We start from the raw sequence: 15,188 nt of genomic DNA, 5'->3' as shown, positions 1-15,188 counted from the left end.
ATTTTGTAATTTTGGGCATTAACCAAAAAATATGGGCTTGTTTAAGAAAAATCCGTTTGGACATAATTTGTTTTTAAAAAAGTGGCTTATTCGTATTTTGGCCGTAATTACCCATAAAAGATACCGGGGCTTTAATACTATAGAAATAGAGGGTTCCGATATAATTAGAAAATTGCCACCCGAAAATGTACTTTTTGTAAGTAATCATCAAACCTATTTTGCAGATGTTGTGGCCATGTTCCATGTTTTTAACGCCAGTTTGAGCGGTAGGGAAGATTCTATAAAAAATTTGGGGTATATATGGCAGCCAAAACTAAATATGTATTATGTGGCGGCAGCGGAAACCATGAAAAAGAGTTTGTTGACCAAGGTTTTGGCCTATGCCGGATCAATCAGCGTGGAGCGGACCTGGAGGTCCGAGGGCAAGGACGTAAAGAGGCAGGTTAAAATGAGCGATATCTCCAATATAGGCACAGCGCTTAAGGATGGCTGGGTCATTACTTTTCCGCAGGGTACTACAACACCTTGGAAACCCTTGCGAAAAGGGACCTCCCATATTATAAAAAAATATAAGCCGGTGGTTGTACCAGTGGTCATAGACGGTTTTCGTCGCTCTTTCGACAAAAAGGGATTGCGGATAAAAAAGAAAGGGATATTGCAATCCATGGTTATTAAGGAACCGTTGGATATAGACTATGAGAACGAGTCCTTTGATTCCATTATAGAAAAATTGGAATATGCCATAGAGCAACACCCTTCTTTTTTAAAGGTTATTCCTAAAAGTGAACTAATGGCCTACGAAGAGGAAAACAAAAAAAGAAAGTTCAGGGTCTAAACATCCATGTCTTTAAGCTCACGGTAATTCCTTTTTAGTTTCTTAAGTAATATTCCATACAACAAAAAGTAGATACATCCCATAACCAGGGTTATCACAACTCCTAGTATAACCACCGTGGCAAGCAAAGTGGTCTTTAATTTTTCCGGATTGATGTTTTCTACTTGGTTACCATACCCCAATGCCAACATTGGGTCATCATTAAGATAGATGCCAACGGCCATTACCATGAAGGATATAAAAATTAAGGACAAACAGAAAATCACGTAGTATTTCACTGTTTTTCTTGTCTTTAGGATGTTGGCCAGTAGTTGTTTGGCATTGTCCAAGGAGGAAATTTCCCGATATCTTTTATAAAACTGAAAAATAAAGAAGAGTACAACGGAATATTGGACCACATTGGACAACAAGAGAAAATTGCCCAACCCCAAGTCTTTCCAGACCGCCATGTTTTTACTCATGGAAGGGAGTAGGTACAAAAGGTGGGGGAGTAGAAACTCAATAATACTGATGAAAAAAATCCATTTAACAATGGAAGATGACTTTTTCCATATCATCTTATAAATCTCATCATAGGAGAGCTTTGGCAAATCCTTGCCTTTCTTTTGCCAATCCCTTTTTAATAATTCCAGTTCATCCATCATATTCTTAGGGATTTAATATCGTTTTTAATCTATTTTTTATTCTGTTCATCTTCACTCTTGCATTTACTTCAGAAATACCTAGTGTTTCCGCTATTTCTCTGTAGTCTTTGTTTTCTAGATAAAGAAAGATCAGGGCCTTGTCTATATCTCCCAATTGCCTAATGGCATTGTACATTAATTTAAGCTGTTGCTCTTGGGTAGGATCATATTCATCAGCCTTTATTTTAAAAATAACCGATTCATAGTCTTGGGTCGGGACACTTCTTTTTGATTTTCTATAAAGTGTAATAGCCGTGTTTAAAGCTACCCGGTACATCCAAGTGCTAAATTTGGAATCACCTCTAAACTTTGGATAGGCTTTCCATAACTGAATGGTTATTTCCTGGAACAAATCGTTGTGGGAATCCCTGTCACTGGTATACAAAGTACATATCTTATGCACAATGTTCTGATTGCATTCTAATTCCTTTACGAATTGATGTTCCAAATCTTTGGTCACTCGGCTCTAATAGTTAGTTATTGGTTAGTAGTCACACTTTGCGTTTTGTTACAATATAAAAATCAAAATTAATTATTTGGCATGTTTTAAACGAACGCCATCTATTGCCAGGCAATAAGCCAACGTACAGGACAGCATTAAAGATGTCTGCCAAAGGAGGTTTTTGGCTAAATGCAGTAAATCTTAGATTGCGTTTTACGGTTATATTGCGAATGGTTAATTTTACCCATATTTGTATATATGAACATTCCAAAGACCAGTTTTCCAAGAATAGTTATAATCGGCGGTGGATTTGCGGGAATATCCCTCGCTAAAAAGTTAAATAACAAGGAGGTGCAGGTAGTACTTCTGGATAAACACAACTACCATACTTTTCAACCGCTGCTGTACCAGGTTTCCACCGGCGGACTTGAACCGGATTCCATAGCCTATCCCATCAGGAAAATTTTAAAGGATTTCCCTAATTTTTTCTTCAGGTTGGCACAAGTAAAGGAAATAAAAACTGGGGATAATACCTTAGTGACCAATATTGGCAATTTGGAATATGACTATTTGGTGATGGCCACGGGTTCTACAACAAATTATTACGGGAATAGGGAGATTCAACTGAACAGTATGGCCATGAAATCCATTCCCCAATCCTTAAACCTGCGCAGTCTTATACTGGAGAATTTTGAGCAGGCTCTTTTAACAGATCAATATCATGAACGGGAAGCCCTGATGAATTTCGTTATTGTAGGGGGTGGACCCACTGGGGTGGAATTGGCCGGGGCCTTGGCCGAAATAAAAAAAGGTATCCTGCCCAAAGATTACCCCGACCTGGATACGAGAAAGGTGCAGATACACCTTATACAATCGGGTGACCGTATCCTCAAGGAAATGAGTGAAAAGGCATCTTCAAAGGCCGAGGATTTTTTAGAGGGACTTGGGGTGCAAATATGGAAACATACACGGGTTACCGGCTATGACGGTAAAACGGTGAAAACAGATACGGATACTATTTTTGAAACGGCAACCTTGGTCTGGGCAGCAGGCGTTAAGGGAGCTGGCATCAGAGGATTGGATGCCAAGGATGTTTTGGCAAGGGGAAATAGAATACGGGTAAACGAGTTTAACCAGGTAATGGACCATGATAATATATTTGCCGTTGGGGATGTGGCCTGTATGCAGACCAAAGATACGCCAAGGGGTCACCCTATGATGGCACAACCGGCCATACAGCAAGGAAAGAACCTCGGTGAGAATCTACTGCGTTTGTTGGATAACAAGCCCCTAAAGCCGTTTGTTTATAAAGACAAGGGCAGTATGGCCACCGTAGGCAGGAACAAGGCTGTTGTAGATTTGAAGAATATAAAATTCCAAGGTGTTTTTGCATGGTTCGTATGGATGTTTGTACACCTCTTCTTTTTAATAGGATTTAGAAATCGAATGGTGGTTTTTGTGAATTGGGTGTATAATTACATAAGGTTTGATAGGGAAGCCCGATTAATTATTAGGCCCTTTAACAGGAATTACAGCGCTTTTAAGGATTAGCACCTAAGTAGTTGAAGGATGCTTAATCTGGTGATATAGTACTGTTTCTGGGGTGGTAAGTATTCATTACTTCGGCCAAATGCTTTCTGTCTAAATGCATATACACCTCCGTAGTGGTAATGCTTTCATGTCCCAACATTTGTTGTATGGCCCTGAGATCTGCACCATTTTGTAATAGGTGGGTGGCAAATGAATGTCTAAAGGTATGCGGACTTATACTTTTATTAAGCCCTATTTCTTCGGCCAATTGTTTTATAATGGTGAAAATCATGGCTCGGGTAAGTTGTCCGCCCCTACGATTTAAGAAAAGAATATCTTCATGCCCTTTTTTAATGGGCAAATGCACCCGCTTTTCCTTTCTGTAAATGTTTATATATTTTTTGTTTATTTCACTAATGGGGACAAAACGCTGTTTATTGCCCTTTCCGGTAACTTTAATAAAGTCCTCCTCAAAATAAAGGTCTGATAGCCGTAAATCCAATAATTCGCTAACCCTAAGTCCACAGCCGTAAAGGGTTTCCAATATGGCACGGTTGCGCTCACCTTCGGGTTTGGAGAGGTCAATAGCTCCAATTAGGGTATTGATCTCCTTTTCTGATAAGGTGTCTGGCAGTTTTCTGCCTACTTTAGGGGATTCAATCAAATCCATGGGGTTGTCCCTCCTGTAATCCTCAAAGAGTAGATAATTAAAAAAGCTTTTTAAACCAGAGATTATCCGGGCCTGGGATCTAGGGTTAACTTTTTTGGGAAGTTCGTAAACAAAGCGCTGAATACTAGCTCTGTCTATGTTTATGGGGTTTTCCTTTAGCTTGTTGGTTTCTATAAAGACAATTAGTTTTTTAATGTCCAGAATGTAACTGTTAATGGAGTTTTGTGACAGTCCCCGCTCCAGCTTAAGGTAATGTTGATAATCCTGAAGGGCTTGATTCCAGTTCATGAGGTAAATATACAATTAGAATCAACACCATAAAAAACACCTTGACCATAAAAACATGGAATTCTACAATCATAAATATGGCAATAAACGGTTGTTCCTTGGTTTGATGAATATTTTATACGAGTAATAAATTTAGACGAAAAAGGAGGGTATTGCAGTATACGGCTTTGTTGCCTTTTATTGTGCTCCAATAAGGCATCGGTTTCACTTTTTTAATGAATTACAATTCATTACTTTTATCGCATGAAGATTATAATTGTCAACGGACCTAACTTAAACCTTTTGGGGAAGCGAGAACCCGAGGTTTACGGAAAGACTACTTTTGAGGAGTATTTTGCCAACCTACAATTTAAGTTTAAGGATGTGCAATTGGAATATTACCAATCCAATGTAGAAGGTGAGATTATTAACAAACTACATGACTGCGGTTTTGAGGGATATGATGGGATAATCCTGAATGCTGGGGCGTATACCCATACTTCCATTGGAATAGGGGATGCTATAAAGGGAATTACTGCACCGGTAGTAGAGGTGCATATAAGTAACACCTTTGGGCGCGAAGAGTTTAGGCATACTTCCTATATTTCACCAGTGGCCAAAGGGGTGATCCTAGGTTTCGGACTAAAGAGTTACGACCTTGCCATTCAAAGCTTTTTGAACAAGGACTAAGAAACTATATTGTCCATCTGCCTTATAATGACCTTTGGTTAGCGTTTACTTCCTATGCCATCTGCGGCTTTAAATACTTTTTGTCTATATAAAAAGTACCAAATGGTAGCAAGGAAGCAATAAAAAGGATAATAAATGTTTTAAGGCTCCATTTTCTTTCAACGCACACCATTACTGCCAAGGCTACATAAGCAATAAATAGAAACCCATGTGCGTACCCAATGTATATGTTGGGTTCTGGTATTTGGGCCACATATTTTAATGGCATACCAATGCCAAATAACAATAAATAGGATATTCCTTCCAAGAGAGCGGTTAAACTAAAGATTTTTAACATGTGAACTGGGGTATTTAATAAAGGTGTTTGTTTTATAAGTAGACCTGTCAGGTAATACTACCTAACAGGTCTATTGTATTTATACGAAAATGCAGTATCCTATAAGTGGATAACCTCTCCGTAGGCATCTGCAACGGCCTCCATCACGGCCTCACTCATAGTAGGGTGAGGGTGAACGGCTTTAAGGATTTCATGCCCTGTAGTTTCCAATTTACGGGCAACAACTGCTTCCGCTATCATGTCTGTAACACCTGCACCGATCATATGACAACCTAGCCATTCGCCGTATTTGGCGTCAAATATAACCTTTACAAAACCGTCTTTGGCGCCGGATGCACTTGCTTTTCCACTAGCGGAAAAAGGGAATTTCCCTACTTTGATATCGTATCCTTTTTCTTTGGCCTGTTTTTCGGTAAGACCTACAGAGGCTATTTCTGGGGAACAGTAGGTACATCCCGGAATATTTCCATAGTCCAACGGTTCAACATGCATATCAGCTAATTTTTCCACACAAAGTATCCCTTCTGCCGAAGCAACGTGGGCCAATGCCTGTCCTGGGGTAACATCACCTATGGCGTAGTATCCGGGAATATTGGTTTGGTAATAATCGTTCACCAATATTTTATCCCTGTCCGTGGCGATACCAACCGCTTCCAAACCAATATTCTCTATATTGGTCTTTATACCTACCGCAGAAAGTACTATATCGGCTTCAAGAACCTGTTCTCCTTTGGCGGTTTTTACGGTGGCCTTGACCCCTTCTCCAGAGGTATCCACTTTGGTTACTTCCGAGGAGGTCATAATTTTTATTCCGGTTTTCTTAAGGCTGCGCTCCAATTGCTTTGAAACTTCTTCATCCTCTACCGGTACTACATTTGGCAAAAATTCCACAACCGTAACTTCGGTACCCATGGCATTATAGAAATAAGCAAATTCTATGCCTATGGCACCACTACCTACAACAAGCATTTTCTTGGGCTGTTTTGGTAAGCTCATGGCTTCGCGGTAGCCAATTATTTTTTTGCCATCCTGGGGCAGGCTGGGTAATTCCCTGCTACGTGCCCCTGTAGCTATGATAATATTATTGGCGGTGTATTCGGTTTCTTTGCCATCCGCATCCTTGACACTTACCTTTTTGCCCGGCTTTAGGGTTCCAAAACCTTTTATGACCTCAATTTTATTTTTTTTCATCAAAAATTGAACGCCCTTGCTCATACCGTCCGCGACACTTCGACTTCTTTTTACCACGGCGCCAAAATCCTTGTCAACACCTTCGGCTTTTAATCCGTAATCGCTGGCATGCTGCAGATATTCAAATACCTGAGCCGATTTCAATAGTGCCTTGGTAGGTATACACCCCCAATTTAAACACACACCACCTAGATTCTCCTTTTCTATAATGGCAGTCTTGAATCCTAATTGGGAAGCTCTGATTGCAGTTACATAACCTCCTGGGCCACTACCTAATACAATAATATCGAAATTGCTCATTTATAATTTTTTTTGATAAATAAATCATGAAGTCGCAAAGTTACAAAACCAGACGGAATTCCTACCGCTGGCATTTTAAATTAATTGAATAATTGAAGCCCGTACTTGCACGGCACTGACCTACCATTGTTTAGGGAATTTTGGTGTGCGGCAGGGAAGTAGCTCACTTTTTAGGGACAAATTTTAGGGCGGCACCGTTAATACAATGTCTTTTTCCAGTAGTATTTCTGGGACCGTCATTAAATACATGTCCTAGGTGGCCCCCGCAGGTAGCGCAGTGCTCCTCGGTTCGGGCATATCCCAAAACATAATCTACATCAAAGGCCACATTGCCTTTTATTTCCCTGTCAAAACTGGGCCAGCCCGTTCCGGAATCAAACTTGTGCTCACTCTTAAAAAGTTCCGTTCCACAGCCTGCACAGGTATATACGCCTTTTTCTTTGTTGTGCAACAATGGGCTGCTTCCCGCATTTTCGGTACCCGCTTTTCTAAGTACATAGAATTGCATGTCTGTAAGCTGTTTTCGCCATTCGGCCTCCGTTTTGGAAACTTTAAAATGTTCTTTCTTATCCTGGGCTCCCGCCTTGGATTCTGCCTTTTCCTGTGATGTGCCTTTGCAACCAATCAATACAACGCAAAGGATAAATAATAATTTTTTCATGTCAATAGTTTTGTGGTTAGACGTCTCGTAATGGGCTTACTTTCAACTTATCCTGCCTTACATGCCGAACCAGCTAGTAATAATATACCAAGTAGCCCCTATTGTCTTGTTGGGAATAGGGGCTGCTTTGTCCAAGGGTTAATCTTAGTCAATTTTATATCGAGGCACCTCCTTTTCTTCTACTCCAATGCTGTTCATGACGGCCTTGAGGTTTGATTTGTCCAATTTAGATTGTGCAAATTCACTGGGAAGGATGACAATTCTAAATAACTGATCGTCTGTAAAAGCAGGGTCCAAATTGGATAAATCAAAATTCCCGTCAATAAAGATTTCCACATCTATAAAATTATGTGCATTGGTATATTGAATAGTACCTTCCGGTAAAAAGAAATTTTGCGGTATTAAGCTCCAGGCGTCTGCCGTGGTGTTGTCATCGTATTCCACGGTGCCATCAAACCTGTAGACCAAAACGGCATCCGATTCAAAAACTTCAAAACTGGTGAAGTCCGAAAAGGTAATAATGTAGGAGTAAATGTCACCGCCGGCATCGTAGTTAAAGTCAATGTTTTCCACTTCAAATACTTGGCCTTGAATGCCATCTGCACCGTCTAGGCCATCCAGACCATCCAAACCATCAAATCCAGGAGGGCCCGCCGGTCCTTCACAGGAGATAAAGAATATAGCTATTAATGCGCCGAACAATAAGGTTACTTTTTTCATATTATTTATTTTAGAGATTAGCAGTATGTAATGAATAAATGTTATTGTATTTTTATAGAGGTTTCAAAAAGCGTTCCAATTTTTATATCTATACTTGCAAAGTTAGGTTTTAACTGGAACTTCGGTTTTCAATAATACAATCACCGGAGCAAAGTTGGCCTAATAGCACAATAAATAACATAATCATGACCAAAGTAATTGCCCATAGTTTATTTTCAGATTTTGATATCGACCTTTTTAAGGCAGGTAAACATTTTAAGTTGTACGAAAAATTAGGGTCACATGTAATTGAAGTCGATGGGGTAAAAGGTACTTATTTTGCTGTCTGGGCCCCAGCGGCAAGATCGGTATCCGTAGTAGGCGATTTTAATAACTGGTACGAAGGGGAACACCATTTAAATGTAAGATGGGACGGAAGCGGTATCTGGGAAGGATTTGTTCCGGAGTTAGGTGCGGGCACCTTGTACAAATATCTAATCCATTCTACCAATCACGGGGTAGTAACAGAGAAAGCCGATCCTTTTGCCCGATGTTGTGAGCACCCTCCTATGACGGCTTCCATTGTTTGGGAAGCAGATTACAAGTGGAAAGATGCAGAGTGGATGCAGACAAGAAAGGATAAAAATGCTTTGGACAAGCCCTATGCTGTCTATGAAGTGCATTTAGGATCATGGAAACGCACAAATAACAACGATTATTTAAGCTACGCAGAATTTGCTAAGGATCTGGTACAATACGTAAAGGAAATGAATTTTACCCATGTAGAATTTATGCCTATTATGGAATACCCATACGACCCTTCTTGGGGATACCAATTAACGGGTTATTTTGCTCCTACTTCCAGATTTGGAAAGCCCGAAGAGTTTAAACTATTGGTAGATGCCCTTCATCAAAATGGAATAGGGGTTATACTGGATTGGGTACCCTCGCATTTTCCCGAGGACGCCCACGGACTTGGCTTTTTTGACGGTTCGCACCTATATGAGCACCCAGATAGTAGACGGGGGTATCACCCAGACTGGAAGAGTCTAATTTTTAATTATGGTAGAAACGAGGTTCGTGCATTTCTGATCAGTAATGCCATGTTTTGGCTAGATCAATTTCATGCCGATGCCCTGCGTGTAGATGCCGTGGCCTCTATGTTGTACTTGGATTATTCCAGGGAAGACGGCCAGTGGGAACCCAATATTTACGGGAATAATGAAAACTTGGAGGCGATATCCTTTATTAGGGAACTGAACGAAACCGTTTATTCCAACTTTGAGGGAATACAGATGATCGCCGAGGAATCTACTTCCTTTTCAATGGTTTCCAAGCCAGTAAATATGGGGGGGCTTGGTTTTGGAATGAAATGGATGATGGGCTGGATGCATGATACCTTGGAGTATTTTAAAAAAGAACCCATATATAGAAAACATCATCAAAACGATCTGACCTTTAGTGCAACCTATGCCTTTACAGAGAATTTTATGTTGCCCTTTTCCCATGATGAGGTGGTGTATGGAAAACAATCCCTGCTATATAGAATGCCCGGTGATGAATGGCAGCGTTTTGCAAATCTTAGATTGTTATTTGGGTATATGTACACCCACCCAGGGACAAACTTAATTTTTATGGGAGGCGAATTTGGCCAATCTTCCGAATGGAATTTTCAAAAAAGCCTGGATTGGCATTTGTTGGAATATGATTTTCATAGCGGGATCCAAAAATTGGTCAAGGATTTAAATAAACTATACCAAAGCCACCCGGCATTATACGAGAGACAATTTAGCGCTGACGGATTTCAGTGGATAGACTACGGGGATGCCGAAAATTCTGTTCTAACCTATATTAGAAAGGGACACGATAGTAAGAAAGACTTGTATATAGCCTGTAATTTTACGCCTGTGCCCAGGGAGAAATATAGAATGGGCATACCCAAAACCGGACAATTAAAAGAGGTTTTTAATAGTGATGATGTAAAATATGGCGGAAGTGGGATGAAAAATGGAGTGCTAAAAACAACCAAAAAGACCTGGCACGGGTATGAGAGGTCTGTTGAAATTACTATTCCGCCACTGGGAATAGTGGTTTTTAAATAATTTTATAGGGTTTAAACGTAATTGTTGGTAATTGCATGAATATCATTTTATTATTTGGATTGAAAGTAGTTTTTTTGTATTCCCTAAAATAACACAGCATGATTACCAATACTGAGCTTGAGTATAAAGGAAATTTATATCCCAACACCATAGTAGATTTCTACCGGGATACCGATAAACTTTATTTTACCACTTCCAATGGCGTTATTTTGGAAATCACCATATTGCGCGATAGTATTATACGGTTTAGATATGCCACTGAGAATATATTTGAACCGGACTTCTCTTATGCTATAAGCGAGGACGTTAGTCTGGGATATAACGAACTGGAAGTAAATGAGACGCCTACCGAGTATTTGGTGGAGACAGCCAAACTTCGATTGCTTGTAGATAAAAAGACCATGAGGACCCAGATTTCGGATTTGGACGGAAAGATTATTAATGAGGATGAACTTGGTTTTCACTGGGAAGAGAATTACGAGCACGGGGGCAATACGGTAAAAATGAGTAAAATAACCCAAAGTGCCGAAAGTTTCTATGGTATGGGGGATAAGGCTACCCATTCTAACCTAAAAGGAAAGCGCGTTAGCAATTGGGTAACCGATCAATATGCATATGGCAAGGATCAGGATCCGTTATACAAGGCAATTCCATTTTTTATAGGATTGCACAACAATAAGTCCTACGGTATTTTCTTTGATAATTCCTTTAGGACTTATTTTGATTTTGCACATGAGCGTAGAAATATTACAAGCTTTTGGGCAGATGGGGGAGAGATGAACTATTATTTTATCTACGGTCCCCAAATGGACCAAGTGGTGAAATCTTATACCAACTTAACCGGTACTCCTGAACTGCCTCCAATGTGGGCCATGGGGTACCATCAATCCAAATGGAGTTATTATCCGGAAAGTAACGTACGGGAGATAGCGGCCAATTTTAGAAAGTTAAGAATACCCTGCGATGCCCTTTACCTTGATATAGATTATATGGACGGCTTTCGCTGTTTTACTTGGGATAAGTCGCGTTTTCCGGATCCTAAAAAAATGATATCTGATCTGGAAGACGATGGATTTAAGACTGTGGTCATGATAGATCCGGGTATCAAGATAGATAAGGATTATTGGGTGTATCAGGAAGCGGTAGAGAATGATTACTTCTGTAAGCGTGCTGATGGCCCTTACATGAAAGGAAAAGTCTGGCCAGGGGAGTGTAACTTCCCTGATTTTACCAATCCTCAGGTAAGGGAGTGGTGGGCAGAGCTATATAAGGAAATGATGTCCGAGACCGGGGTGCACGCCGTATGGAATGATATGAACGAGCCAGCGGTTATGGAGGTGCCTACCAAAACGGCCCCTTTGGATACCAGACATGACTATGACGGACACCCCTGTTCGCATAGGAAGGCGCATAACATATACGGTATGCAGATGGTAAGGGCAACCTATGACGGAATAAAAAAATACGTATACCCAAAAAGACCATTTGTTATAACTAGGGCCGCCTTTGCCGGAACCCAGCGGTTTGCTTCTACCTGGACAGGTGATAATGTGGCAACATGGGAGCATTTATGGATAGCCAATGTACAGGCCCAGCGCATGTGTATGAGCGGATATTCGTTTGTAGGGTCTGATATAGGTGGATTTGCAGAACAGCCCAATGGGGAATTGTTTGCCAGATGGATACAACTTGGTGTTTTTCATCCCTTCTGTAGGGTGCATTCCAGTGGTGATCACGGAGATCAGGAGCCTTGGTCTTTTGACAATGAGGTGACTGATATTGTGCGGAAATTTATAGAGATTCGGTATCAATTGCTTCCCTACCTCTACACCATGTTCTACAGGTATTCCAAGGACGGGATCCCAATGTTAAAATCATTGGTACATTATGATCAGGAGGATCATCAGACCCATTTTAGGACTGATGAGTTTATTTTTGGGGAACAAATATTGATATGCCCAGTGCAGGAACCAAATGCCCAAGGTAGGAGGATGTATATTCCTAGGGGAACTTGGTACAATTATTGGACCGATGAGGTAGTTAGTGGGGGTATGGAGAAATGGGTTGTGGCCAGTTTGGACAAAATACCCTTCTTTGTAAAGGAAGGTGCTATAATCCCCAAATACCCTATTCAACAGTATGTAGGGGAATTGGATATAGAAGAACTGCAATTGGATGTCTATTATAAGAACGGCGTGGAGACCTCTACTGTTTATGAGGATGCCCAGGACGGTTATGATTATAAAAAGGGTAGGTACAGTCTTAGGAACTTTAATTTTAAGGGGAAAGAGAAGGAGTTGGTAATCAATCAATTTAAGGATGGTAGCTTTATAACTTCCTATAAAACCTTTAGGTTAAACTTTCATGGATTGCCCTTTAAAATGAAAAAAATACAGGTAGACAACGAAACGGTTGACTTGAAAGATGTGAAGTTAAACGGTTCCAATAATATTCAAATAAGCAAGGATTTTACCGTTTTGCACATTATTGGAGCGTAATTTTTTTGTAATTTTCGTTGAACAAACACAAAATGAAAAGATGAAAAAAGTTGTAATGATATTGCTGGTTTTTATGGGGGTTATAGCCTGTAAGACCAATCCTTTCACGGGGCAGAAAGTATTGAACTTCTATCCCAATAGTCAAATTTTCCCAACTGCTTTTGCCCAATATGATCAATTTCTTGAAGAGAATAAGGTCATTACCGGTACAGAAGATGCCAGGATGATTACCAAGACAGGCCAACGCATTGCGGCGGCTGCTGAACGTTGGTTAACGGCCAATGGCTATCCGGGCTACCTACAAGATTATAAATGGGAATACAACCTTGTGAACGATGAAACGGTCAACGCTTGGTGTATGCCAGGGGGTAAGATTGTCTTTTATACCGGAATCCTTCCCATTTGTCAGGGAGAAACTGGTGTTGCCGTGGTAATGGGCCATGAGGTGGCGCATGCTTTGGCCGATCATGGGGCCCAGAGAATGAGCGCAGGTACCTTACAGCAATTGGGGGCCGTGGCGGGCAACGTGGCCATTCAGGATGAGCAAAAAAGAAATATCTTCAATCAGGCCTATGGTATTGGATCACAGGTAGGGGTAATGTTGCCCTTTAGCCGTAGCCATGAAACAGAAGCGGACAGAATAGGCTTGCAGATCATGGCTATTGCAGGATATAATCCTGATGAGGCTGCGGAACTATGGAAAAGAATGAAGGCCAATAGTGGCGGTGCAGCTCCTCCTGAGTTTTTAAGTACCCACCCTTCCAACGATACCCGTATAGCCAATCTTAGCCAATGGGCGCCCTTGGCGAAAGAGGAAGCGGCCAAATTTGGTGTTACTTCTTTTGAGTAATGATCCATACGTGTAACTAATAGCATTAAAAGCAATGGGGAAGCTGTCCTAAAAAGACAGCTTCCTTATTTATATATGGCCAAAGCATTTTTAAATAAGGGTAGCAAGAAATTATTAAATGCCTGGGCATTTTATGACTGGGCCAATTCTGTGTACAGCTTGGTAATTACCTCTGCTATATTCCCCATTTTTTATGGAGCCCTTTTTAGGGTGGCCAAGATAGAGAAGGTGGTGGTTTTTGGAGGAGAAATTGCTAGGGCGCCACTCATTAGTTACGTTACCTCGGCAGCCTTTTTGTTGGTGGCTCTTATTACGCCACTTTTGTCTGGTATAGCCGATTATTTAGGAAATAAAAAGGTCTTTATGAAACTGTTCTGCTATCTGGGGGCCATATCCTGTATTGGGCATTATTGGTTTTCTTTGGAGCATATTTACTATAGCCTTATTTGTTACTTTCTTGGATTGGTAGGGTTTTGGGTCAGTATGGCTTTTTATAATTCCTATTTGCCCGATGTGGCCAATTATGAACAACAAGATGCCATTAGCGCCAAGGGGTTTTCCCTTGGGTATATTGGAAGCGTTATTTTACTGCTTTTTAATTTGGCAATGGTTATGAAACCTGGAATATTTGGTTTGGAATCCGATGCTGATGGGGTGGCCGAAATAAAGGCAATGAAATACTCCTTTATAACGGTTGGTATTTGGTGGATAGGGTTTGCCCAATACACTTTTTATATACTGCCCAAAGGCTATAAAAAGGAGGGGGCCAGAAAGAATATTATTCTCAATGGTTTTAAGGAATTGTACAGCGTATGGCAAGAGCTGGGGGAACAAAGACGTTTAAAGCGTTATTTAGGGGCGTTTTTTGTATATAGTATGGCACTGCAAACCGTTATGCTCATAGCCACTTATTTTGGGGAGGAAGAAATAAAATGGAATTCGGATTCAGAAAGGACTACTGGACTTATTGTTAGTATTTTGCTTATACAGTTGGTGGCTATTTTGGGAGCAACCCTTACGGCAAAAGCCTCCAAGTCCTTTGGTAATATTGGGACGCTGATTGTCATCAATATACTTTGGGTGTTTATCTGTGTCTATGCCTATTTTTTAATTACACCTTTGGATTTCTATATAGCCGCTGGTTGTGTGGGCATGGTAATGGGAGGTATACAGGCACTTTCACGCTCTACTTATTCCAAATTTTTGCCAGAAACCACCGATACGGCCACTTTTTTTAGTTTTTATGATGTGGCCGAAAAAATAGGTATTGTCATTGGTACTTTTCTCTATGGATTTGTGGCGCAATATTCAGGTAGTATGCGATACGCTATCATCTTATTGGGCCTGTTTTTTTTGATTGGAGCCTTTTTGTTGACGCGAGTGAACAAAGGAAACTCTATTTGAATACCTAAAAATTAAAAGCCAATAAATGG

14 protein-coding genes are annotated in these 15,188 nt (G+C 40.6%); 7 read left to right on the top strand and 7 right to left on the bottom strand.

The features are described from left to right. Positions 1-31 precede the first annotated feature (31 nt). Complete coding sequence (locus tag EHW67_RS10415) at positions 32-835, top strand: lysophospholipid acyltransferase family protein (protein WP_126162324.1); 804 nt, start codon at positions 32-34, stop codon at positions 833-835. Here EHW67_RS10415 and EHW67_RS10410 read toward each other — a convergent pair. Further along, positions 832-1,479 (bottom strand): hypothetical protein, encoded by a 648-nt coding sequence (locus EHW67_RS10410; protein WP_126162323.1) that lies wholly within the window; start codon positions 1,477-1,479, stop codon positions 832-834. The genes EHW67_RS10415 and EHW67_RS10410 overlap by 4 nt on opposite strands. A gap of 4 nt (positions 1,480-1,483) precedes the next feature. Further along, positions 1,484-1,978 carry an RNA polymerase sigma factor gene (locus EHW67_RS10405; protein WP_126162322.1) on the bottom strand — a complete coding sequence of 165 codons (495 nt, stop codon included), beginning with the start codon at positions 1,976-1,978 and terminating at the stop codon, positions 1,484-1,486. Between the two features lie 240 nt (positions 1,979-2,218). On the opposite strand from EHW67_RS10405, the gene EHW67_RS10400 reads away from it, so the two are divergent. Next, entirely contained in the window at positions 2,219-3,511 is a 1,293-nt protein-coding gene (locus tag EHW67_RS10400) for an NAD(P)/FAD-dependent oxidoreductase (RefSeq protein WP_126162321.1), read from the top strand. A 22-nt stretch (positions 3,512-3,533) separates the two neighbouring features. Here the strand turns inward: EHW67_RS10400 and xerD are convergent, their stop codons facing one another. After that, complete coding sequence (gene xerD / locus EHW67_RS10395; protein WP_126162320.1) at positions 3,534-4,448, bottom strand: site-specific tyrosine recombinase XerD; 915 nt, start codon at positions 4,446-4,448, stop codon at positions 3,534-3,536. Between the two features lie 243 nt (positions 4,449-4,691). Here xerD and aroQ point away from each other — a divergent pair, with 243 nt between their 5' ends. Beyond that, positions 4,692-5,117 carry a type II 3-dehydroquinate dehydratase gene (gene aroQ / locus EHW67_RS10390; RefSeq protein ID WP_126162319.1) on the top strand — a complete coding sequence of 142 codons (426 nt, stop codon included), beginning with the start codon at positions 4,692-4,694 and terminating at the stop codon, positions 5,115-5,117. A 52-nt stretch (positions 5,118-5,169) separates the two neighbouring features. Here aroQ and EHW67_RS10385 read toward each other — a convergent pair whose 3' ends face one another. The 4 genes from EHW67_RS10385 to EHW67_RS10370 form a co-directional block, all read right to left on the bottom strand. Then, positions 5,170-5,454 (bottom strand): DUF3817 domain-containing protein, encoded by a 285-nt coding sequence (locus EHW67_RS10385; protein ID WP_126162318.1) that lies wholly within the window; start codon positions 5,452-5,454, stop codon positions 5,170-5,172. A 99-nt stretch (positions 5,455-5,553) separates the two neighbouring features. Continuing rightward, positions 5,554-6,945: a dihydrolipoyl dehydrogenase gene (gene lpdA / locus EHW67_RS10380; protein ID WP_126162317.1), complete on the bottom strand. Its 1,392-nt coding sequence runs from the start codon at positions 6,943-6,945 to the stop codon at positions 5,554-5,556. Between the two features lie 163 nt (positions 6,946-7,108). After that, complete coding sequence (msrB, locus tag EHW67_RS10375; RefSeq protein ID WP_126162316.1) at positions 7,109-7,606, bottom strand: peptide-methionine (R)-S-oxide reductase MsrB; 498 nt, start codon at positions 7,604-7,606, stop codon at positions 7,109-7,111. A gap of 144 nt (positions 7,607-7,750) precedes the next feature. Then, positions 7,751-8,326 (bottom strand): collagen-like protein, encoded by a 576-nt coding sequence (locus EHW67_RS10370; RefSeq protein WP_126162315.1) that lies wholly within the window; start codon positions 8,324-8,326, stop codon positions 7,751-7,753. A 185-nt stretch (positions 8,327-8,511) separates the two neighbouring features. Here EHW67_RS10370 and glgB point away from each other — a divergent pair, with 185 nt between their 5' ends. The 4 genes from glgB to EHW67_RS10350 all read left to right on the top strand — a co-directional run bounded on the left by glgB (position 8,512) and on the right by EHW67_RS10350 (position 15,159). Further along, entirely contained in the window at positions 8,512-10,407 is a 1,896-nt protein-coding gene (gene glgB, locus EHW67_RS10365; protein WP_126162314.1) for a 1,4-alpha-glucan branching protein GlgB, read from the top strand. Positions 10,408-10,505: 98 nt separating this feature from the next. After that, positions 10,506-12,905 carry a glycoside hydrolase family 31 protein gene (locus EHW67_RS10360; protein WP_126162313.1) on the top strand — a complete coding sequence of 800 codons (2,400 nt, stop codon included), beginning with the start codon at positions 10,506-10,508 and terminating at the stop codon, positions 12,903-12,905. A gap of 40 nt (positions 12,906-12,945) precedes the next feature. Further along, entirely contained in the window at positions 12,946-13,755 is an 810-nt protein-coding gene (locus EHW67_RS10355; RefSeq protein WP_126162312.1) for a M48 family metallopeptidase, read from the top strand. Positions 13,756-13,830: 75 nt separating this feature from the next. Then, positions 13,831-15,159 carry an MFS transporter gene (locus tag EHW67_RS10350; RefSeq protein ID WP_126162311.1) on the top strand — a complete coding sequence of 443 codons (1,329 nt, stop codon included), beginning with the start codon at positions 13,831-13,833 and terminating at the stop codon, positions 15,157-15,159. Positions 15,160-15,188 lie beyond the last annotated feature (29 nt).

This window comes from Arenibacter aquaticus, assembly GCF_003957295.1.
In the GTDB taxonomy this organism is placed as follows: domain Bacteria; phylum Bacteroidota; class Bacteroidia; order Flavobacteriales; family Flavobacteriaceae; genus Arenibacter; species Arenibacter aquaticus.
Note: the sequence above shows the minus strand (reverse complement) of the source record. Positions and strands in the feature narration are given on the sequence as shown.